A 20,827-nucleotide genomic window follows, 5' to 3' on the forward strand; every position below is an offset into this window, starting at 1 on the left:
ATTCCAGCACACCGTGTCCACCATTCCAGCACACCGTGTCCACCATTCCAGCACACCGTGTCCACCATTCCAGCACACCGTGTCCACCATTCCAGCACACCGTGTCCACCATTCCAGCACACCGTGTCCACCATTCCAGCACACCGTGTTGACCGTTCCTGCAGGGTGTGTTGACCGTTCCAGCACACCGTGTCCACCGTTCCGGCATGCCGTGTTTGGCTTTGCTGCGTGGCTTGTTGACCTTCGGCGCGTCGGGATGCTGGGTCTAGCACCACTAAGTCTCCACCTCAGCCGTATGAAGTTCCTGCTTTGGCGCCGTGTTGGTTTCTGTGGCTGGCAACCTTCGCTTTCAATGATGAAGAACCAAAGACAAAGAGGTCCTCGCCGGACGGCAGACCACCAAGAGTGAAGGGGAAAGCCGCCCTCCCTCCCGTCCGGCCTGCCCGATGGGAACCATGGGCGTCAAGGGAGTCGGTATGGCCTGGGTGCCTGGCTGGTCGGCGTTGGCCGACCCTCTTGACACCCATGGTTTGCGGTGCACAGGCCAGACGGGAGGAAGGAGCACGAAGGAGGCTCTTGGCGCTGACGCGCCCGCCGTGTGGCGGCGGTGATCCGTATTGCTGCCGCTGTGGCCTGCTTTTTCGTGGGCGGATCACCGCCGCATCCGTGCCGTTGGCTTTCTTCTTGACCCGATGGTCATGGTCGCTAGCCCTGAGTATTCATGGCGATCTTGATTCGGGCGCCGTGTCGGAACAGGGAAAAGTGCTCCTGAGCTGGGAAGATGAGGTTGCTAATGCCTGTTCTTACCCATGAAGCTCTGGAGCACTTTCGACGTGGATGTTACTGGGTGGTCGCGGGATCTGGCGGTAGAAGTCGGTGGGCGTGGCGTGGTCAGTCATGCCGGGACCGCGGCGGTGCGGTTGCTGGCCGACCGCACCGGGTTGACGGAAGGCTTGTCGCGGGCGATGGCGCGGCGTGGGTTCATGCCGGTGCATGACCGTGGCCGGGTGTTCGCCGACACCGCGGTGTTGATCGCTGACGGCGGGCGGGTCCTGTCGGATCTGGCTGTCCTGCGCGATCAGGCCGAACTGTTCGGGCCGGTCGCCTCAGATCCGACGTTGTGGCGCACGTTGGACGCGGTCGGTCAGGTGCAGCGCAACAAGATCGCCCGTGTGCGTGCCCGGATCCGCGAGCATGTGTGGTCGTTGATCGAGCGACGGCACGGCCGGATTCCGCCGTCGCGGGTGGCCGACCGTGATCTGGGCACGACCGTGGTGGTCCGGTTGGATGGTTCGCTGGTGATCGCGCACTCGGACAAACAACTCGCCGCGGGAACCTACAAGGGCAGCTTCGGTCATCATCCGCTGCTGGCCATGTGTGACAACACCGGCGAATCGCTGGCCCTGTTGCTGCGCACAGGAAGCGCCGGATCCAACACGACAGCTGATCACCTCGAGGTCCTCGACGCCGCGATCGCCCAGATCCCGGCGAAACATCGAAGGAACCTTCTAGTCACCGTGGACGGCGCGGGCGCCTCCCACGGTCTCATCAAGTACATCACCGCGCTGAACGCCAAGCCAGGCAGGCAGGCGCACTACAGCGTCGGCTGGGAACTCGGTGCGCGGGAACGAGCCGCGATCGGCCGTGTCCCCGCGAAGGCATGGCAGGCAGTGCTCGATCACCACGGCGATCCTCGGCCGCTGGACAAAGCCGGCGTGGTGGAACTGACCGCGCTACTACGTCACCACCCCGACGGGGACCAACTGGAGAACTGGCCGGCCGATCTGCGGATCATCTGTCGTCGTGAGAAACCCCACCCCGGCGCACAGTTGTCCCTGTTCGAAGAAGCCGACGGCTGGCGCTACCAACTGGTGGCCACCAACACCCCGGGCAGCGGTTCGGGCGCCACCGTCCAGTTCCTGGAAGCCCGTCACCGCCCGCACGCCCGAGTCGAGGACCACGTCCGCTGCGGCAAGCAAACCGGCCTCGGTCACCTGCCCTCCACCAAGATCGAGATCAACCGGGCCTGGTGTCTGGCCGCCACCATCGCCATCGACCTGCTCGCCTGGCTGCGCCTGCTCTGCCTTGAGGGCACCCTCGCCAAAGCCGAACCCAAAACCCTGCGCTACCGGCTACTGCACACCGCCGCCCGCATCGTCCGCGGCCAACGCAAACGCAAGATCAAAATCCCGGAAACCTGGCCCTGGGCCGACCCTCTCGCCGCCTGCCTCCGGGCAGCGCTGGCCCTGCCACCACCAACTCGATGACCCCTGTCCCTGCCCCTCGACCTGAAAGGCCCGCCCCCCAACCCGGCGCCCAGCCAACACCGGCGGCCGGGCTCGAACCCTGACCATCACCACACAGCAACCAACTCAAGATCAACATCCGAACCGGCACAGGCGGACACGTCACCCACGTGAATGATCAAGGCTAGGGCTGCTGTCGTGGCCGCCAGGATCATCACAGCCGATGGGGACGTTTCGTCCACCACGAATCCTCCGGCTACAGATCTTGAAAGGCCAGGATTACGGCGGTTGTGGTTCGAGGTTCAGTCTGGTGTGGGCGAAGAACGCGTCGATCAGCCCGGGTCGGTACTGGATGCGTTTGAGTCGGTTCTTCACGATGGCGGTGAGCTGGTCGATGCCGTGCACGATGAGGTTTCCGAGGTTGCGTTTGACGTGGGACCACACGTGCTCGGTCGGGTTGAGGTCCGGGGCGTAGGGCGGGAGTTGGATCACGTGTAGCCAGTCGCGGGCCGCGACCAGTTTGCGCATCGCGTGACTGGTGTGCGTGTTGAGGTTGTCCCAGATCAACACGATCGGGGCGCCGAGCTGCTGGTGTGCGGCGTCCAGCAGGGCGGCGTAGTCGGTTTCGGCGAAGCTGCGCCGTTCCCCCTTGCGGCCGCGGTGGGTCCGGACACGGTAGATCAACCGGGGCCGGTGTCCGGGCCGGACGCATACCAGCCCGGCGACCGATACCCGGCCCGAACCCTTGCCCGACACCGGGATCTGTGGTGTCTGGCCCCGGCGGCCCCAGGTGCGGGCTTTCGGCGGGCGCAGCGTTTGCCCGGCCTCGTCCTCGAAACACAGCCAAGCACCTTGCTGCGCCGCTACCGTTTTCCCGCCGGCCATACCTCCCGCCGCCAGGTGGCGATCGCCTGCTCGTCGCGCTCGATCGCGCGGTGGGCGGGTACTTGTGGCGAGAACCCCATGCGGTGCAGCAGATACGACACCCCGCGCAGCGTGTAGCGGGTGTGAAACAGCCGGGCGATCAGATCGGCGACCCGAGCCAGGGTCCAGCGCTGATCCTCGCCGAACCCATGCACGGCTGGGCCTTGTTCCACAGCCTGGGCCAGCCTGTCCAGTCGTGGCTGGTCCAGCCGGCAGGACGATCCGCCCGGTCCCTTCGACGCCAGCCCTGCCTCACCCTCGGCACGCCATCGACGCCGCCAGGTATAGACCGCGTTGGTGGATACCCGCAGTCTGCGGGCGATCTCGGCGGCCGGCACGTCCTGGGCGAACCATTGGGCCGCCTGCAACCGGACAGCTTCGCGTGTGGCCCTGCCCCGCTCGGAAAGGCCACCTCCATCCGCGTACCTCATCCATCCCTGCGTAGATCATGAATCGATCAGGATCCGGGAGGACACGCCGCCCAAGGACAAGATCAACCCTGGCCTTTCATGATCTGTAATGCGCCGATACCGATCGTCGCTTGGAATGATCCTGTGAACAGGACCGAGGCTGCCTCTGGTGCTTCGGGCGCGGACTTGGCGAACCATGTTTGTGAGCAGACTGGGACTGCGCCGTACGCCACGCCCCAGATCATCAGCAGGGCCGCCGCTCCTATGTCCCAGGAACCTAATGCTGGCAGCAGTATTGTTGCTCCGGCGATCATTGCTGTGCTGGTGGTGAATGTTGGTCGTAGCCGGTGCGCGATCATTGCTCCCGCTGCGAAGTTGCCGATGACGCCTGCGGCGCCGTATGCCAGTAGGAGGAGTGTGATCATGCCTGCGTCTACCTGCGTCACTTGTTCGAGGAATGGACGGACGTAGGTGTAGGCACCAAAGTGGGCTAGGACAACGAGAAACGTCACCGACAGTGCTGTCCGGCTGCTTCCGAGTGCACCGCGTAGGACGCTGAGGCGGGTGACGTCGACTGGCGGTAGGGGCGGCAGGGCCACCATCAGGGCGACGAACACTCCGCCTGACAACACCGCCATGACAACGAATGCTGTCCTCCACCCCGTGAAGTCTCCGATGAACGTTCCCATTGGCACACCCAGTACAGAACCCAGTGGGACGGCGGCGAAGATCACCGAGGTGGCTCTGGGGACCGCTTCTGGTGGGACCAACCGGGCTGCTAGGCCTGCGCCGATTGACCAGAAACCGCCGATGGTGATTCCGACCAGCACTCGGGAGATCACCACGACCCAGTACGCCGGTGCCGCTGCCGCGAGGATGTTCGCCAGTGTCAGTAGGAGTACCAAGGCGCACAGCATCTTTCGGCGGTCTACCGCAGCTGTGGATACCGTGACCAGTGGTGCTGACACCGCCGCCAGGAGGCCGGGCATGGTCATTGTCAGGCCCGCTGTTCCTTCTGTAATGGAGAAGTCTGCTGCTATTGAGGTCAGGAGACAGATGGGGAGTATTTCTGTTGTGACTATCGTGAAGATTCCTGTCATCACCGCAAGGACCGCGAACACGCCATCTACTCCATCAGTCCACATCTCGGGTGGGCTGGCGGGTTTCCGACGACAACGTCACCTTCCACTCGGTAGGTTCTTCCTATGACCGATGTGTTGCGCTTGGCTCAGAGTCTCATCAAGCCTGTTGCTCAGGCTGTTATCTCTGATCGGCGGCAACGGGCTCATCGGTCGCTTTCGCTTTCCGAGCTTGTCAATGTCACCGTTCTCGATGACTTCAAGCGTCGTCGGTTGACGCGTGAGATTGAGGCTATGTGCGACTCCGTTGCTGAACGGTTGGAGGCGTTCTCGACAGGTGAATGGCGCGGGCTTGAGGATGCCGAGCGGGCGTTGGCTGTTGAGGGGGTTGTTGCGGCTTTTGCGGCGGCTGATCTCTCTGATGACGCCTTCTTCACGGTGGACGCTGATCCTGCGAAACTCAACCGGCTTCTACAGAAGAAGATGGGCAGGCCTCCTCTGCTGAGTGAGGCTGGGTTGGCTTTGTACAACCGGCTGCTTGCGGAGAGCTGCACTATTTACGTGCAGGTCGCCATTCATCTTGCGTCGTTCACTCCGCGTGGGGTTTCCGAATCGCTCACACGCATGTCTGAGTTGCGGCAACAGGTTGATCAGGTGATTGCGCGGCTACCTATGCGATCGCTTGACGCTCCGGCGGGCACTGATCAGGATGATGAGTTTGTTCAGCGGTACCTGAAGTACGTCATCAGCACGTTCGATCACGTTGAGCTCTTCGGGGTTCATACTCGCAACTTTCGGCCACAGACTGCGTTGAGCGTCGCGTATGTCAGCTTGACTGTCGCCGTCGACAACCGTCATGAGGGTGAAAATCTTCCTGAGACCAGCACTGTGCGGGTTGAGCAGGCGCTTGCTGGGGCTGATCGGACGTTGCTCACTGGCGAGGCTGGGTCCGGCAAGACCACGTTGATGCAGTGGCTGGCTATCACCGCTGCTCGCGGGCGGTTTGAGGCTGATCTTGCGAGGTGGAACGGGCTGGTTCCGTTCTTTGTCAGGCTTCGCGGTTATACGGGTAGCAGGATGCCGAATCCTGAGCAGTTCTTGGACAACTGTCCGTTCGGCTCGCTCATGCCGCCAGGTTGGGTGCATCGGGTGCTCACCGACGGGCAGGCTTTGCTGCTTGTCGACGGCGTGGATGAACTACCTGTGGCAGAACGCAACAGCGTTCGTTCTTGGTTACGGACTTTGCTGCAGACGTATCCGCAGAACAAGGTTGTGGTGACGGCGCGTCCAGGGGCCGCCGCGCCTGCTTGGCTTCAGCATGAGGGGTTTGCTCCTGCCGCACTGGAACGGATGAGTCCGCGGGATGTTCGCGAGTTGATCGCCTACTGGCACAAGGCCATTCGGAAGGCTGGGCATCTGCCGTGCGCGGAGAATGAACTTCCTGGTTACGAGCGGGCTCTCGTGGCGAAGCTGGAAACCAGCGCGCCGCTGCAGACACTCGCGACGAACCCGCTTCTCTGCTCACTGCTCTGCGCCCTCAACCTTGATCAGCACACCGCGCTTCCACCTGACCGGATGGGTATTTACGCCGCCACGCTGGACATGTTGCTCGAACGTCGGGACATTGAGCGGCGCATCGCCAGCGATGTCTCGCTCACCATCCGGAACAAGCTTCATCTGTTGCAGTACTTGGCTTGGCGGCTGTCTTTGAACAATCGGACCGAACTTACGAAGCAGGACGCCGTTCAGCGGATCACTGAACGGCTTGCGACCATGTCGATTCCGGTTGAGCAGGCTGGGTCTGTTGTGGACCATCTCGTGCAACGCAGTGGTGTGCTCAGGGAACCGGCTGTTGATCGGATCGACTTTGTTCACAGGAGCTTTCAGGAGTACCTGACCGCCAGCGAAGCTGCCGAGCATGGTGATGTCGGGCTGTTGATCGATCGCGCGCATCTGGATGCGTGGCGGGAAACCGTGATTCTCGCGGCTGGTCATGCCAACAAGCCCACGCGGCACGAGTTGCTGTCCGGCTTACTTGACCGCGCCGACGCGGAACCTCGGAATGCTCGTACGCTCAGGCTGCTCGCTGCCGCGTGCCTGGAGACGTCTGGTCCGCTCGATGTGGATCTGCGTTGGCGCATTGACGAGTGTCTGGCCAAGTTGGTTCCGCCCAAGCGATTCGCTGAGGCTCAGTCGCTCGCTTCGATCGGTCAGCCGTTGCTGAACCACTTGCCCGGCAGCATCTCCGGGATGACCAAGGCTCAGGCGAAGGCGCTGTTCGAGACGGTCGCGTTGATCGGCGGAGAACAGGCCCTTGACCTGTTGTCGACGTACGCCCGCTCTGCTCCGGGCGATCTGGAGCGGTTCTTGCTGGACAAATGCAGGTATTTCGATCCTGCCGCGTTTGGCGATCAGGTCGTTGTCCATCTCAGGGAATTCCTCGATGTGCCGTTCATCCTCGATGCCGCTCAGCTGGAAGCGTCTCGGCGGGTCGCGCTTGCCAAGATCGAGTATCTGGCTCTGCAAGGCGTGGCCGATTTGGCCATGCTTTCGGGGTCTGCCGCCGATCGACAACTTGTGGCTGTCAGGAAATCTGTCCGATCTGAGCCCGCTGGCACGACACGCGAAACTGACCAGCCTTGCCGTGTGGTCGGCGACCGCACTGACCGGGCTTGGGGTACTGGCCGAACTCCCCGCATTGACCATGCTGACCCTCGGCAGCAGCGGGTTCGAGGACATCGAGTTCGTTCGCTCAGCGCCCGGACTCACCTCGCTGCGGCTGCACGATCTGGATGCCGTCACGGACTTCAGCCCGCTGCGGACTCTGACAAGACTCAACCACCTCAGCATCGAAACTCCGAAAACGCTGACCTCATTCGAGTCAGTGCGGAACATTCCCACCTTGCTTCGGCTGACCCTTCGCGGGCATACGTCGCCACCTGGCGGTCTGCCTCAACTGGCAGCCGAGCTACCGCGCCTCATCACACTGAACCTTTTCGAAGCTGACTGGCTGACCGACCTTGAGCCCATCGGACGTTTCGAGCACCTGGACCGGCTGACCTTGCGGTCTGGCCGCCTATCGAGCATCGCTGCCGTTGAGCAGGTCCCCAACCTGCAGTTTTTTGACCTTGACTGCCCTCAGGTGGACGACATCTCGGTCATCGGCAAGCTCACGAAACTGAAAACCCTGTACCTCCGGGAGCCTGCGGCCAGGGTCGATCCCGTTGCGCTGTCAATGAAGGACACCACCGTGCATGTTCCGGACCGGCCGACCGCGCAGCGGTGGCGGCGGGTGCCCGGTCAGGCCGCGAAGATCAAGGTGATCGACGACTAGAACGTGTTACAGTTTTTCACATGATCCTTGATCGGTTTCGGGTTGACGGACTCGTCGCTGTGGTGACCGGGGCCGGGCGGGGAATCGGGGCCGCTACCGCCGTCGCACTGGCCGAGGCCGGGGCTGATGTAGTCATCTCGTCGCGCACCGCCGAGCAGCTCAAAGACGTCGCCCAACGAGTCGAAGCCGCTGGCAGGCGGGCCAAGGTCGTCGAGGCTGACCTGAGCGACCTTGATGCCGTCACGCAGTTGGCAACGGCCGCGAACGAGGAGTTCGGGCGGCTCGACATCGTCGTCAACAATGTCGGCGGGTCGATGCCAGGTCCGTTCATGCGGACCTCGCCCAAAGCCTTGAAGGACGCGTTCCATTTCAATGTGGCGACCGCGCACGCGTTGAACCTCGCAGCCGTTCCGATCATGCTGGCGAACGACGGCGGGTCGATCGTGAACATCTCGTCGGCCATGGCACGGTTGACTGGCCGGGGTTTCATCGCTTACGGCACCGCCAAGGCCGCGCTTTCGCACTACACCAGGCTTGCCGCCACGGACCTTTCGCCGAAGATCAGGGTCAATGGGATCTGCGTTGGGTCCGTTGCCACGTCGGCGCTGGATATCGTGCTGCAGAACCAGGAAATCAAGTCCAAGATGGAACAGGCCACCCCGTTGAAGGTCATCGGGGAGCCCGCGGACATCGCGGCGTCCGTGCTCTATCTGGTGAGTGGCACAGGGAAGTTCGTGACCGGCAAAGTGCTCGAAGTGGACGGTGGCATCGAGCGGCCGACGCTCGATCTCGGCTTGGAGGATCTGTGACGTATCGCGTTGTCGCGTGGAGCACCGGAAACGTTGGACGCCAAGCCATCGCGGGCATCGACGCCCGGCCCGACCTCGAACTCGCCGGGGTTTGGGTGTCCTCGGCCGAGAAGGTCGGCCGGGACGCCGGTGAGCTCGCTGGGCTTGGCCGGGAGCTGGGCGTCAAGGCCACCAATGACGCGGATGCCTTGCTGGCGTTGAAACCTGACTGTGTCGTGTACACCGCCATGGCTGACGACCGGTTGAGCGAAGCCATGGACGACCTGGCCAAGATCCTGCGTGCCGGGGTCAACGTGGTGTCCAGTTCGCCGGTGTTCCTGCAGTTCCCCGACGGTGTCGTGCCAGAGGAAGTCTCCGGCCCGATCAAAGCCGCGGCGCAGGAGGGCCAGGTTTCCCTGTGGGTCAACGGGATCGACCCCGGCTTCGCCAACGACACGCTCCCGCTGGCACTCACCGGGATCAGCGAACGGATCGACGAGGTCCGTTGCCAGGAAATCCTGGACTACTCGACGTACGACAACCACAAGGTCCTGTTCGAGATCATGGGCTTCGGCGCGAAACCCGGCGACACCCCGCTGCTGCTGCAGCCCGGCGTGCTCGAACTGGCCTGGGGCAGTGTTGTCCGGCAGATCGCCGCGGGCCTTGATGTCGAACTGGACGAGGTGACGGCCACGTTCGACACTGTGCCCGCGCCGGAAACGTTTGAAATCAAGTCCGGTGTGATCGAGGCAGGGACCGCCGCCGCCCTCCGGTTCGAGGTTTTCGGGAAAGTCAACGGCAAAGCGGTGTGCGTGCTCGAGCACATCACGCGGCTACGTTCGGACCTCGCGCCGGAGTGGCCGCAGCCAGTTGGACAGGGCAGCTATCGCGTCATTGTCACTGGTGAGCCGACTATGACCGTGGATCTGCAACTCCTGGCGACCGACGGCGACCACAACACCGCTGGCCTGAAAACCACCGCGATGCGGTTGGTGAACGCGATCCCCGCGGTCGTGACGGTCAAGCCAGGACTGCTGACTGTCCTTGACCTTCCGACGATCACCGGCCAAGGGCTTGTGGCACAGTGAGGACATGACTAGGGGGCATTGGTTAGTCGGATTAACGTCGACCTGCAGGCGATGAGGACCCGTGAGCCGAACGCGGTTCCGCCGCCGGGCGCCGCCTTCGGGTTCAGTGTCAAGGGCGGCTGCGTCACCGGCGCCGTCACGCCGGACGCGGTCAGCCTGAGCGCGACAGGACCGATCGCCGAAGTGGGCTGCAACTTGATGCCCTTCACGCACTGACCGAGGAACGTTTATGTCCTTCCCTCGCTGGATTGTCATCGGCGCGTTGGTGTCACTTGTCGCGGCATGCGGGCAGAACGCACTCGGCAAATCCGATGGACCGCCGACGTACCCACCGCAAAAGCCCAGTCTCCCAGCCGACATGCCGCTGAACCACGTGGACAACAACGCGTGGAAGGACCCGAAGGACATGACCGAGGACGACACGCGCGCTTGCGAGACCATCGCGGGCTGGCTACGTCCCAAGTTGGAAGCCTTGCACGCCAAGCAGGACTTCACGGTCGAGTCGACCCGCAAGGCCATCGCCGACTTCGGTTACCCGGACGCCGGTGTCTCCCAGCTGTACCCCCGGTACGACAACACCGGCACGCTCGTTACCCCGCCTGGTGTGATGTTCGGCTTCAGCATCCGCGGCGGCTGCATCAAGGGAGACGTCACGCCGCAGCGGGCCTTGGTGGTGGTCGAAGGCTCCATCGCGGACGCAGGCTGCATGCCGCCACCGCCGACTCACTGACCGAGGAACTTACGAGCGGCGTCCACCGCAGCCTCGGTGCAGCTGCACATCAACCACAGTAAAGCGACAAGCCCGGCACAAGTGCCGGGCTTGTCCACTTCGTTGGCTGTCTCAGTCCTTCTTTGGCTCCGAGGCCTCGGACTCGTCCTTCTCGTCGTCCTTGGCTTCCGGTGCCGCCGGGACCTTCGCGGTCTCTTCGTCCTTGGCCTCGTCGTCCTTCTCCGAGGCGTCCGAGGCGTCTGCGGCGTCAGAGCCCGAGGGATCCTTCTTGTCCGCGGCGTCCTTGTCGTCGGAGTCCTCGTCCACAGCGTCGTCGGAGGCTTCGATCGGGGACGGGTCCTGTGGCGTGCCGTCGCCGCGCAACAACGCTAGGTCTTCGCGTTCGCCCTTGCTGCGGGCCAGGATGAAGTACACGACCGCGCCGATGAACACCAGGATCGAGACCCAGACGTTGATCCGGACGCCGAACACGAGCGTGGCGTCGTCCGTCCGCATCAGCTCGATCCATGTCCGGCCAAGGGTGTAACCGGCGACGTACAAGGCGAACGCGCGGCCGTGGCCGAGGCGCATCTTTTTGTCGACGTACACGACCAGCAGCGCGACACCGAGGTTCCAGAGCAGCTCGTAGAGGAACGTCGGGTGCACGACGGCGATCGGTGTGTGGTCCACCGCGATGCCCGAGAGCTGGTCGGCGATGCCGGTCTCCGGGTTCACCCGCTGGTAGATCTCCAGGCCCCACGGCAGGGTCGTCGGACCGCCGTAGAGCTCCTGGTTGAAGTAGTTGCCGATCCGGCCGATCGCCTGCGCGACCACGATGCCGGGCGCGACCGCGTCGGCGAACACCGGCAGCGGGATGCCCTTGCGCTTGCAGCCGAGCCAGGCGCCGACGGCACCGAGCGCGATCGCGCCCCAGATGCCGAGGCCGCCGTTCCAGATGTACAGCGCTTCGATCGGGTTCTTGCCCTCGCCGAAGTACCGGTGGTAGTCGGTGATCACGTGGTACAACCGGCCACCGATCAGGCCGAACGGCACCGCGTACACCGCGATGTCGACCACTTCACCGGGGCGCCCGCCCCTGGCCTGCAGGCATTTCTCGCCCCACCAGATCGCCACGATGATTCCGATGATGATGAACAGCGCGTACGCGCGGATCGGGATCGGGCCGATTTCCCACACGCCCCGGTCGGGGCTGGGGATGTTCGCCAGGAAGACTGTCGCTCCGGTCACGAGGGCACACGTTAACGCCTTGCCTCACCCGGCCCGCATACCACCCTGCCGACTGGTTCGGTTAACCGGCCTGACCTGCGACGACGCGTGAACGCACACCTTGCGCCAATTCGCCTGCCAACGTACGAACCTCGTCGGTGCCCGAGGCGGCCTTGGCCACGAACGCCGAGCCCACGATCACCGCGTCGGCGTACGCCGCGATCTCCGCCGCCTGCGCGCCGGAGCGGACACCGAGACCCACACCGATCGGCAAGTCCGTGTGTACGCGGACGCGCTCAACCAGGTCCGGCGCAGCGTTGCTGACCGAGTCACGGGCGCCTGTCACGCCCATGACCGATGCGGCGTAGAGGAACCCGCTCGTCTTGGCGACCGTACGGACGATCCGTTCCTCCGTGGACGCGGGCGCGACCAGGAAGATCCGGTCAAGGCCGTGGGCCTCGGACGCGGCGATCCACTCGTCGGCCTCGTCGACGATCAGGTCCGGCGTGATGATGCCGAGTCCACCGGCCGCTGCGAGGTCACGGGCGAACGCGTCGACGCCGTAGCGGTACACCGGGTTCCAGTACGACATGACCACGGCGTGGCCACCGGCCGCCGAGACGCGCTCGACGACCGAGAAGATGTCCTTCACGCGGAATCCGCCGCGCAGCGCCTCTTCGGCGGCGTGCTGGATCGTCGGGCCGTCGATCACCGGGTCGGAGAACGGCAGGCCCACCTCGACGATGTCGCAGCCGGATTCGATCATGGCCGTGAGCAGGTCGGCCGAGCCGTCCACAGTGGGATACCCGGCGGGCAGGTAGCCGACGAGCGCGGCCCGGTTCTCCGCACGAGTGGCCGCGAAGAGCGTGTCCAAGCGACCCATCAGGAGTCCTTCCCCACAAGGCCGAAGTACTTGGCCGCGGTGTCCATGTCCTTGTCGCCCCGGCCGGACAGGCTGACCAGGATCACGCCGTCCGGCCCCAGCTCCTTGCCCAGCTTGAGGGCACCGGCCAGAGCGTGCGACGACTCGATCGCCGGGATGATGCCCTCGGTGCGCGACAGCAGCTGGAACGCGTCCATCGCCTCCGCGTCGGTCACCGGGTAGAACTCGGCGCGGCCGGAGTCCTTGAGGAACGAGTGCTCCGGGCCGACGCCCGGGTAGTCGAGGCCTGCGGAGATCGAGTACGCCTCGGTGATCTGGCCGTCCTCGTCCTGCAGCAGGTACGACCGCGAGCCGTGCAGCAGGCCTGGGCTGCCCTCGGACAGCGTGGCGCCGTGTTCACCGGACTCGACGCCGTGCCCACCCGGCTCAAGGCCGACCAGACGGACGTCCTTGTCGTCGATGAAGCCGTGGAAGATGCCGATCGCGTTGGACCCACCGCCGACACACGCGGCGACGGCGTCGGGCAGCCGCCCGGCCTTCTCCAGCATCTGCGCGCGGGCCTCGATGCCGATGACCCGGTGGAAGTTACGCACCATCAGCGGGAACGGGTGCGAGGCCGCGGCCGTGCCGAGCAGGTAGTGCGTGGTCTCCACATTGGTGACCCAGTCGCGCAGCGCCTCGTTGATGGCGTCCTTCAACGTCCGCGAGCCGGTCGTGACCGGGATGACCTCGGCGCCGAGCAGCCGCATCCTGGCGACGTTCAGCGCCTGGCGCTCGGTGTCGACCTCGCCCATGTAGACCACGCAGTCGAGGTCGAGCAGGGCGCACGCGGTGGCCGTTGCCACGCCGTGCTGACCGGCCCCGGTCTCGGCGATGACCCGCTTCTTGCCCATCCGCTTGGTGAGCAGCGCCTGGCCAAGCACGTTGTTGATCTTGTGAGAGCCGGTGTGGTTGAGGTCTTCGCGCTTGAGCCAGATCTGCGCGCCACCGGCGTGCTCGGCGAAGCGCGGCGCCTCGGTCAGCATCGACGGACGGCCCGCGTAGTCACGCAGCAGGCGCAGCAGCTCGTTGACGAAGTCGGGGTCGAGCCGAGCCTTGTCGTACTCGGCCGCCAGCTCTTCCAGTGCCGGGACCAGGGCTTCCGGGATGAACCGGCCGCCGAAGGCCCCGAAGTAACCGCGCTCGTCCGGGTCGTGCGAGTCGTGCTCGTGCCCGGTCTTCTCATCGCTCATCGGGACGGCCTCGGGCATGCGGGGTGCGAACCGGCGGTGACCAGCTTGGTCAGCGCCGCCTTGGGATCGCCGCTGGCCACAAGTCCCTCGCCGACCAGGATCGCGTCGGCACCGGCACCGGCGTACGCCATCAGGTCGCCGGGACCGCGGACACCGGACTCGGCGATCTTGATCGTCTCGAACGGCAACCCCGGGGCTATCCGGGTGAAGACCTCACGGTCGACCTCGAGCGTGTGCAGGTTGCGGGCGTTCACGCCGATCACCGACGCACCGGCCTCAAGGGCACGGTCGGCTTCCTCGGCCGAGTGCACCTCGACAAGGGCCGTCATCCCGAGCGACTCGACCCGGTCGAGCAGACCAACCAACGTGTTCTGCTCCAACGCGGCCACGATCAGCAGCACGAGGTCCGCGCCATGCAGCCGCGCCTCGTGCACCTGGTACGGGCTGACTACGAAGTCCTTGCGCAGCAACGGAACACTCACCGCAGCGCGGACCGCGTCGAAGTCAGCCAGCGATCCCCCGAAGCGCCGCTGCTCGGTCAGCACGCTGATCACCCGCGCGCCGGCCTCTTCGTAGTCCTTCGCCAGCACAGCCGGATCCGGGATGTCAGCCAGGTCACCCTTGGACGGACTGCGCCGCTTGACCTCCGCGATCACACCGACATCCGTGGAGCGCAGCGCGCTTCGCGCGTCCTTGGCCGGCGGCACCTTCGCCGCCTGCTCCTTGAGGACTTCGAATGGAAGCCTTGCTTCGCGGGCCGCGAGATCCTCGCGCACACCGTCGATTATCGACTCGAGAACGCTCACGCGTTTGCCCCTTCCCGCCGCACTGATGCTAACCCCGCGCCATTTCGCGGCAGGACGCCGGGTCGGCCGTGCACAGTAAGCATGCGCCTGGCGACGCAACGATTGCGCGACGGGTCATACGGTCGGGTCCTTTCCCTCGGACAGGGCGTTCCAGAGCTCTTTCTCGCCTTCCGGCTCCTTCTCGGCGCCGGGGCGGTCGTACTTCGCACCAAGCCTTGGCATCTTGTGGCCGTAACGCACAAGCAGCACCCCGGCGACGACGACCGCGAGCCCGGCGAGCAACGCCACGCCACGGCCCCACAACACTTGTCCGGCCGCGAAGGCGCCGTTGGCAGCGAGCCAACAAGCCGTGAAACCGGTCAGCGCCAACAACACCCCGACGATCCGGCGGGGCAGTCCGCTGGTCGCCAGCACACCGGCGATTCCGGCCAAGTAGATCAGCGCCAACGGGATCAAGGCGCTCACCTGTTCGGAACCTGTCAGTTCAGCGGACCAATTCAGCCGCGACGAACCCCACAGCCCGGCTGAGGCGGCCAGCAGCAGGACCACCACGATCCATAGTGGACGCCGCTCGGCCATCGGATCCCGCGCAGCCATGGGACCTTGCTCAGCCATCGGATGCCGACCTGATCGTCTCGGCCATGGCGATCGCGGCAAGCACCGCGCCAGCCTTGTTCTGGCACTCGTCGTCCTCGGCGCCAGGGTTCGAGTCGGCCACGATTCCCGCGCCAGCCTGCACGTACGCCACGCCTGCCTGCATCAACGCGGTCCGGATGGCGATCGCGGTGTCCGCGTTGCCCGCGAAGTCGAGGTAGCCGACCACGCCGCCGTACAGGCCTCGCCTTGTCGGTTCGAGCTCCTCGATCAGCTCCATCGCACGGGGTTTCGGCGCACCGGACAGCGTTCCGGCGGGGAAACACGCCGTCACGGCGTCGAAAGCGGTCTTTCCCTCGGCGAGCTTGCCGGTGACCGTCGACACGATGTGCATCACGTGGCTGTAGCGCTCGACCCGGAAGAAGTCGACGACGTGCACGGATCCGGGCTCGCAGACCCGGCCGAGGTCGTTGCGGCCGAGGTCGACGAGCATCACGTGCTCGGCGCGTTCCTTCTCGTCGGACAGCAGGTCCTTTTCCAGGATGGCGTCTTCGTCCGCGTCCACACCACGCCAGCGGGTACCGGCGATCGGGTGCGTGGTCGCGATCCCGTCCCTGACCGTGACCAGGGATTCGGGGCTGGACCCGACGATGTCGAAGCCGTCCAGCCGCAGCAGGTACATGTACGGGCTCGGGTTGGTGGTCCGCAGGATTCGGTACACGTCCAGCGCGTCGGCCTGCGTCTGCATCTCGAACCGTTGGGACACCACGATCTGGAAGGCCTCACCGGCCCGGATCGCTTCCTTGGCCGTCTCGACCGCGGCACCGAACTCAGCACGGCTGCGACGGCGGGTGAACTGCGGTTTGGGCCGCTCGAACACCATCGCGGTCGGCGGTGCCGTCGTCCACAGGTCCTCGGTCATCCTGCCGAGCCGTGCGACCGCGTCGTTGTACGCCTCGTCCACCCGCTCCGGGGTGTTGTCCCAGTTCACGGCGTTGGCGATGAGCGTGATCGTGCCTTCGTGGTGGTCGAGAGCGGCCAGGTCGGTCGCCATCATCATCACCAGCTCGGGGATCCCGAGGTCGTCTTCGGCCAGCTCAGGTAGTCGTTCAAGGCGCCGGACGGTGTCGTAGCCGATGTAGCCGACCATTCCGCCGGTCAGCGGCGGCAGGCCAGGCAGCGGCTCGGTGTGCAGCAGCCGGAACGTCTCCCGCAGGGCCTCAAGCGGGTCGCCGTTGCCGTGCAGGTCGTCCGGCACCTTGCCGGACCACGTGGCCTTGCCGTCCTTGGAGGTCAGCGACGCGGCACAGCGGGCGCCGACGAAGGACCATCGTGACCAGGACCGGCCGTTCTCCGCCGACTCGAACAGGAAGGTCCCGGTCCGGTCGCCGGCGAGCTTGCGGTAGACGCCGACGGGGGTCTCGGCGTCCGCGAGCAGCTTGCGGGTGACCGGGATCACCCTGCGTTCGCGGGCGAGAGCGTGGAACTCCTCACGGGTGGGGCTGATCGCGCCCATCCCGGTGTGCACGGGCAGGTCGGATCCGATCACGCTGGCCATGCCGGCCATTCTGCCGGGACACCACGACAACGCACGACCGGGTTGAGCGGCAGGTTAAAGTACCCAGTCGGACAAAATTCACCGCATGTTGAAAAGTTCGCCGTGGCGAGTGATGATGGTGACGTGACAACAAGCGCGGAACAAGAAGGCAAGCGCCGCGGGCGGCGGCCCGCCGGTGCCGACACCAAGAACGCCCTGATCGAAGCAGCAAGAGCGGTCTTCACCGAACAAGGCTACGAGGGCGCGACGGTCCGCGCGATCGCGAAACGGGCGGGCGTCGACCCTGCCATGGTCAACCACTGGTTCGGCGGAAAGGAAGGCCTGTTCGCCCAGTCGGTGCTGCAACTGCCGGTCGATCCGGCGGAGATCGCGAACGAGATCGCCAGCGGCGACGTCAACACCCTCGGCGACCGGGTCGTCCGGCGTTTTCTGACCGTCTGGGACAGCACCGGCGGCGGCCAGTTCGCGGCTCTCGTGCGTAGCGTCGCTGGCCACGAGATGGCCGTGCACGGGCTGCGGGAAATCTTTCTCAAGCAGATTTTCGCGCGGGTGGCCGCGAAGACCGGAGCCGACAACGCGATGTTCCGGGCCACTCTGGTGGCCAGCCAGCTGATCGGGATGGGCATGGTTCGGTACGTCGCCAAGTTCGAACCGTTGGCAAGCAACGACATCGAGACCTTGGCCGCCGCGGTCGGGCCGACCGTGCAGCGCTACTTCACTGGCGAGATCGCTTCGCCTAGTTGAGGTGGGCCGAGCGGGCCGCGGTCCTGAGCGGCGCGAGAATCCGGGCCACCGGGGACAGTTCGACGACCTCACGCCTGCAGTCCACGCAGACCTCGACGTGGTCGTGAAAGTCCTTGTTCTCCCGCACAGTCAGCACTCCGAGCACATATCCGCCTGCCGTGACTGTGTACGAGCATGTCGACGTCATCGTGTCTCCTTAAGAGGGAAGGGCGAGCGGAGGCCCGGGGGGTGTGACCGCCGCCCGCCCCTGGGGAGTGGCGTCTGCTGGGAGCAAATGTCGCCACTCGCGCCGCGGTCAGTTCTCTGGGCGCGCTGACGGCGGCGTGCCTTTGTCCTTGCCTGGCTGCTCGTCGTTCCCACGTTCCCCAGGTTGCGCCGGGCTGTTGCCGTGCTCCCCCGGTTGCGTCGGCTTGCCTGGCTCGGTTGGCTTGTGCTCGTTGGTCTTCTGTTCGTTTGGCTGCTGCACGGTTGCGCAGAACCCTGGCACCTTGTCCCGGCCGCCAGCGGCGTCGATCAGCGCGCCGAAAGCCGGATTCTCAAGGCGTTTGCCGTGTTCGGCCGCCGGTCCCGCGCTGTAGGCCTGGCAAAGACCGTGCAGCGAAGGCGACGGGTTGTTCGCGTTGTTGTCCTTATCGGACTTGTCGCTGCCCGGCTTAAGGCTGTTATCCGGCTTGTTCGGCAAGTTCTTGTCAGGGTTTTCACCTGGCGCGGTGGTGGAACCGCTGGTCGTGGCAGGCACAACCGGGCTGTCCTGTGAAGGCAGGTTTCCTGTCGCAGCAGCGAAAGCGACGCCGCCAGCGGCCATCGCGCCAATGGCGACGGCTGCCGCCTTCACCGTGACAAGCTTGGTAAGTCTGTGCATCGACCATCTCCGAGGCTGTGTGGTTTCGGCGAGACGAGCCGTTCGAAACGCGGCCACCGCGGCCTCCTCGCCAGCGAGTTCGCTGGCATGGGCCGGTGCGGACGCGTCGGCGAGCAACTGCTCCAACGCCTGGTCCGGCGTACCGCCAAGCCCCTGCTGCCGGGCGGTACGCCGGTCCACCCGGCGGAAACGTCTCGTGCTCATCTCGGATACCTCAGCGTCGTGGTCGTCAAAAGTGTCACTCTGCCTGGTCAGCGGCCTGTTCGAGGAGCTCGGCCAGCTTGCGCAGACCTCGGTAGGCCGACGTGCGCACGGCGCCTGGCCGCTTGCCGAGCACCTTGCCGGAAGCCTTCGCGTCGAGCCCGACGACCACGCGTAACAGGACCGCTTCGGCCTGGTCCTGCGGCAGTTTCGCGATCATCGCCAGTGCGGCGCCGGTGGCCAGTGAGTCCACAGCGGACTCCGCGGTGTCCGTTGTGGCCGGGCGATCGACGACTTCCTCGACCGGTTCGACCGGGCGTCTGCGTTGGCTCCGAAGGTGATCCATTGCCCGGTTACGCGCGATCGTTGTTGCCCAGCCACGGAAACCGTCCGCATCACCACGAAAAGACGGCAGGTCACGCGCGATTTGCAGCCATGCATCGGAAGCAACGTCCTCGGCATCCTGCCCGACCAATACCCGCAGGTAACGCAACAATGCGGGTTGGACGGATCGGTACACCACCCGGAACGCGTTCTCGTTGCCGCCCTTGGCCTGCGTGATGGCCGTGGCCAGCGCGGCATCCGGTGCTGCGTCTACTGTGGACTCAATTCGCCTTATCGGCCGGTCACCGAAAGCCGCCGCAGTCTGCACGCGCGACATCTTGAGCCATCCCGGCGCCGAAAGAAAGCCCTACGGGTCAAAGAACTCAGTCGGTCAACAACACGTCAGCGTCGAAACACGTGTGGTCACCGGTGTGACACGCTGCACCTTCCTGGTCGACGATCAGCAGCACGGTGTCGCCGTCACAGTCAAGCCGGACTTCATGTACGTGCTGAATGTGACCGGAAGTCTCGCCCTTGACCCAGAGTCGCTGACGGCTGCGCGAGAAGTACGTGCCCTTGCGCGTCGTGAGAGTGAGATCGAGCGCCTCGTCGTTCATCCACGCGACCATCAGCACCTCGCCGGTGCCGCGTTGCTGGGCGACCGCGCACACCAGCCCGTCGGAGTTGCGCTTGAGACGTGCGGCGATCTTCGGGTCGAGGCTCATTTCGGCTCCAGGTAGTGCCGTGCGGGCTCGGTGTTGACCAGCACGGCGGTGAAGAGATATCCGGCGGTGAACAGGCCGGACACCACGCGCACCCACCAAGGTGGCATATCGGACAACGCGATCAGCAGGTGGATGAGGGCAAGCAAACTGGTCACGACCATCGCCGCGATGCGGGCGAAACGCAGCCGCAAGATCAGGCCGACACACACGGCCACGGCCACAATGCCCGCGCCGACAGGCAAGCGCAGGTTGCTCGAATCCCACGCCATGGCCACGATCACGAACAACACGGCGCCGAGACCGATCACGCCAAGCGAGATCTTGATCTCGGCGGGCGTGGTCACCGGATCTCGATTCCCGAGGCCCGCATGGCGTCCTTGACCTCACCGATCCGCAACTGTCCGAAGTGGAAGACACTGGCGGCGAGCACGGCGTCCGCACCGGCCTCGACCGCGGGCGCGAAATGCTCGACGGCACCGGCGCCGCCACTGGCGATCAGCGGCACGTCGACGACCGCGCGCACCCGCTTGATCAACTCGATGTCGAACCCGGCCTTGGTGCCGTCCGCGTCCATCGAGTTCAGCAGGATCTCGCCGACCCCGAGCTCCTGGCCCCGCGCGGCCCACTCGATCGCGTCGATGTCGGTGCCGCGCTTGCCGCCGTGGGTCGTGACCTCGAAGCCGTCGCCTTTTCGCCGCGCGTCCACGGACAGCACGATGCACTGTGCGCCGAACCACTGAGACGCCTCTTTCAGCAGCTCAGGGCGCAGAATGGCGGCGGTGTTGATGCTGACCTTGTCCGCGCCCGCCCGCAGCAGCTTGTCGATGTCCTCGACCGCGCGCACGCCGCCGCCGACCGTCAATGGGATGAAGACCTGCTCGGCTGTGCGCCTGACCACGTCGAACGTGGTTTCCCGGTCCGAAGAGGACGCCGTGACATCCAGGAAGGTCAGCTCGTCCGCGCCTTCCGCGTCGTACGCGGCGGCCAGCTCGACCGGGTCACCGGCATCCACCAGGTCCGTGAAGTTGACGCCCTTGACCACTCGACCAGCATCGACGTCAAGACAGGGGATCACACGCACCGCGACAGCCAT

General features: G+C 65.2%; 24 protein-coding genes and 1 pseudogene. 8 read left to right on the plus strand and 17 right to left on the minus strand.

The features are described 5' to 3' along the window. Positions 1 to 809: 809 nt before the first annotated feature. Entirely contained in the window at positions 810 to 2,267 is a 1,458-nt protein-coding gene (locus LWC34_RS31795) for an IS1380 family transposase (RefSeq protein WP_233722402.1), read from the plus strand. A gap of 258 nt (positions 2,268 to 2,525) precedes the next feature. Here the strand turns inward: LWC34_RS31795 and LWC34_RS31800 are convergent, their stop codons facing one another. From LWC34_RS31800 to LWC34_RS31810, 3 genes are all read right to left on the minus strand, one after another. Further along, positions 2,526 to 3,131, minus strand: coding sequence for an IS630 family transposase (locus LWC34_RS31800; protein WP_233724349.1), 606 nt, complete (start codon positions 3,129 to 3,131; stop codon positions 2,526 to 2,528). After that, positions 3,110 to 3,601, minus strand: coding sequence for a winged helix-turn-helix domain-containing protein (locus LWC34_RS31805; protein WP_233723037.1), 492 nt, complete (start codon positions 3,599 to 3,601; stop codon positions 3,110 to 3,112). Before LWC34_RS31805 ends, LWC34_RS31800 begins: the two co-directional genes overlap by 22 nt. A gap of 62 nt (positions 3,602 to 3,663) precedes the next feature. After that, a complete protein-coding gene (locus tag LWC34_RS31810; RefSeq protein ID WP_233728983.1) occupies positions 3,664 to 4,725 on the minus strand; it encodes an MFS transporter in 1,062 nt (353 codons plus the stop codon). Between the two features lie 60 nt (positions 4,726 to 4,785). On the opposite strand from LWC34_RS31810, the pseudogene LWC34_RS59015 reads away from it, so the two are divergent. Then, positions 4,786 to 5,994: pseudogene (locus tag LWC34_RS59015) on the plus strand (NACHT domain-containing protein); the annotation flags it as partial. 186 nt (positions 5,995 to 6,180) lie between these two features. Here LWC34_RS59015 and LWC34_RS31820 read toward each other — a convergent pair. Together LWC34_RS31820 and LWC34_RS31825 are read right to left on the minus strand one after the other, a co-directional pair. Continuing rightward, entirely contained in the window at positions 6,181 to 6,654 is a 474-nt protein-coding gene (locus tag LWC34_RS31820) for a hypothetical protein (RefSeq protein ID WP_233728985.1), read from the minus strand. Positions 6,655 to 6,690: 36 nt separating this feature from the next. Beyond that, entirely contained in the window at positions 6,691 to 7,185 is a 495-nt protein-coding gene (locus tag LWC34_RS31825) for a hypothetical protein (RefSeq protein WP_233728986.1), read from the minus strand. Between the two features lie 49 nt (positions 7,186 to 7,234). On the opposite strand from LWC34_RS31825, the gene LWC34_RS31830 reads away from it, so the two are divergent. Genes LWC34_RS31830 through LWC34_RS31850 form a run of 5 tightly spaced genes read left to right on the plus strand, consistent with a single transcriptional unit; the run spans position 7,235 to position 10,599 of the window. Continuing rightward, positions 7,235 to 7,993, plus strand: a complete 759-nt coding sequence (locus LWC34_RS31830; RefSeq protein ID WP_233728987.1) for a leucine-rich repeat domain-containing protein — start codon at positions 7,235 to 7,237, stop codon at positions 7,991 to 7,993. A 20-nt stretch (positions 7,994 to 8,013) separates the two neighbouring features. Continuing rightward, complete coding sequence (locus LWC34_RS31835; protein WP_233728988.1) at positions 8,014 to 8,802, plus strand: SDR family oxidoreductase; 789 nt, start codon at positions 8,014 to 8,016, stop codon at positions 8,800 to 8,802. After that, positions 8,799 to 9,869 (plus strand): NAD(P)H-dependent amine dehydrogenase family protein, encoded by a 1,071-nt coding sequence (locus tag LWC34_RS31840; protein ID WP_233728989.1) that lies wholly within the window; start codon positions 8,799 to 8,801, stop codon positions 9,867 to 9,869. The genes LWC34_RS31835 and LWC34_RS31840 overlap by 4 nt, the downstream gene beginning before the upstream one ends. Before the next feature lie 51 nt (positions 9,870 to 9,920). Continuing rightward, a complete protein-coding gene (locus LWC34_RS31845; RefSeq protein WP_233728990.1) occupies positions 9,921 to 10,085 on the plus strand; it encodes a hypothetical protein in 165 nt (54 codons plus the stop codon). A 13-nt stretch (positions 10,086 to 10,098) separates the two neighbouring features. Then, the gene (locus LWC34_RS31850; protein WP_233728991.1) at positions 10,099 to 10,599 is read left to right on the plus strand and encodes a hypothetical protein; all 501 of its coding nucleotides are present in this window, start codon (positions 10,099 to 10,101) and stop codon (positions 10,597 to 10,599) included. A gap of 111 nt (positions 10,600 to 10,710) precedes the next feature. Here LWC34_RS31850 and lgt read toward each other — a convergent pair whose 3' ends face one another. The 6 genes from lgt to LWC34_RS31880 all read right to left on the minus strand — a co-directional run bounded on the left by lgt (position 10,711) and on the right by LWC34_RS31880 (position 16,878). Continuing rightward, positions 10,711 to 11,826 (minus strand): prolipoprotein diacylglyceryl transferase, encoded by a 1,116-nt coding sequence (gene lgt / locus LWC34_RS31855; protein ID WP_233728992.1) that lies wholly within the window; start codon positions 11,824 to 11,826, stop codon positions 10,711 to 10,713. 61 nt (positions 11,827 to 11,887) lie between these two features. Then, on the minus strand, positions 11,888 to 12,688 hold the full coding sequence (trpA, locus tag LWC34_RS31860; RefSeq protein ID WP_233728993.1) for a tryptophan synthase subunit alpha: 801 nt from the start codon (positions 12,686 to 12,688) through the stop codon (positions 11,888 to 11,890). After that, positions 12,688 to 13,938, minus strand: a complete 1,251-nt coding sequence (trpB, locus tag LWC34_RS31865; RefSeq protein ID WP_233728994.1) for a tryptophan synthase subunit beta — start codon at positions 13,936 to 13,938, stop codon at positions 12,688 to 12,690. Before trpB ends, trpA begins: the two co-directional genes overlap by 1 nt. Next, complete coding sequence (gene trpC, locus LWC34_RS31870) at positions 13,917 to 14,726, minus strand: indole-3-glycerol phosphate synthase TrpC (protein WP_233728995.1); 810 nt, start codon at positions 14,724 to 14,726, stop codon at positions 13,917 to 13,919. The genes trpB and trpC overlap by 22 nt, the downstream gene beginning before the upstream one ends. A gap of 114 nt (positions 14,727 to 14,840) precedes the next feature. Further along, positions 14,841 to 15,323: a Trp biosynthesis-associated membrane protein gene (locus LWC34_RS31875; RefSeq protein ID WP_233728996.1), complete on the minus strand. Its 483-nt coding sequence runs from the start codon at positions 15,321 to 15,323 to the stop codon at positions 14,841 to 14,843. Between the two features lie 10 nt (positions 15,324 to 15,333). After that, complete coding sequence (locus LWC34_RS31880; RefSeq protein ID WP_233728997.1) at positions 15,334 to 16,878, minus strand: anthranilate synthase component I; 1,545 nt, start codon at positions 16,876 to 16,878, stop codon at positions 15,334 to 15,336. A 123-nt stretch (positions 16,879 to 17,001) separates the two neighbouring features. Between LWC34_RS31880 and LWC34_RS31885 the strand changes: the two genes are divergently transcribed. Continuing rightward, positions 17,002 to 17,622 (plus strand): TetR/AcrR family transcriptional regulator, encoded by a 621-nt coding sequence (locus tag LWC34_RS31885; RefSeq protein ID WP_233728998.1) that lies wholly within the window; start codon positions 17,002 to 17,004, stop codon positions 17,620 to 17,622. Here LWC34_RS31885 and LWC34_RS31890 read toward each other — a convergent pair. The 6 genes from LWC34_RS31890 to hisF all read right to left on the minus strand — a co-directional run bounded on the left by LWC34_RS31890 (position 17,615) and on the right by hisF (position 20,827). Continuing rightward, positions 17,615 to 17,809: a hypothetical protein gene (locus LWC34_RS31890; protein WP_233728999.1), complete on the minus strand. Its 195-nt coding sequence runs from the start codon at positions 17,807 to 17,809 to the stop codon at positions 17,615 to 17,617. The two genes, LWC34_RS31885 and LWC34_RS31890, sit on opposite strands and share 8 nt — an antisense overlap. A 108-nt stretch (positions 17,810 to 17,917) precedes the next feature. Continuing rightward, complete coding sequence (locus LWC34_RS31895) at positions 17,918 to 18,688, minus strand: hypothetical protein (RefSeq protein ID WP_233729000.1); 771 nt, start codon at positions 18,686 to 18,688, stop codon at positions 17,918 to 17,920. A gap of 34 nt (positions 18,689 to 18,722) precedes the next feature. Then, entirely contained in the window at positions 18,723 to 19,337 is a 615-nt protein-coding gene (locus tag LWC34_RS31900) for an RNA polymerase sigma factor (protein WP_233729001.1), read from the minus strand. 55 nt (positions 19,338 to 19,392) lie between these two features. Further along, positions 19,393 to 19,734: a phosphoribosyl-AMP cyclohydrolase gene (gene hisI / locus LWC34_RS31905; protein ID WP_233729002.1), complete on the minus strand. Its 342-nt coding sequence runs from the start codon at positions 19,732 to 19,734 to the stop codon at positions 19,393 to 19,395. Next, positions 19,731 to 20,078 carry a hypothetical protein gene (locus LWC34_RS31910; protein WP_233729003.1) on the minus strand — a complete coding sequence of 116 codons (348 nt, stop codon included), beginning with the start codon at positions 20,076 to 20,078 and terminating at the stop codon, positions 19,731 to 19,733. Before LWC34_RS31910 ends, hisI begins: the two co-directional genes overlap by 4 nt. After that, positions 20,075 to 20,827 carry an imidazole glycerol phosphate synthase subunit HisF gene (gene hisF / locus LWC34_RS31915; RefSeq protein ID WP_233729004.1) on the minus strand — a complete coding sequence of 251 codons (753 nt, stop codon included), beginning with the start codon at positions 20,825 to 20,827 and terminating at the stop codon, positions 20,075 to 20,077. The genes LWC34_RS31910 and hisF overlap by 4 nt, the downstream gene beginning before the upstream one ends.

This window comes from Kibdelosporangium philippinense (assembly GCF_021390435.2).
GTDB classification, from domain to species: domain Bacteria; phylum Actinomycetota; class Actinomycetes; order Mycobacteriales; family Pseudonocardiaceae; genus Kibdelosporangium; species Kibdelosporangium philippinense.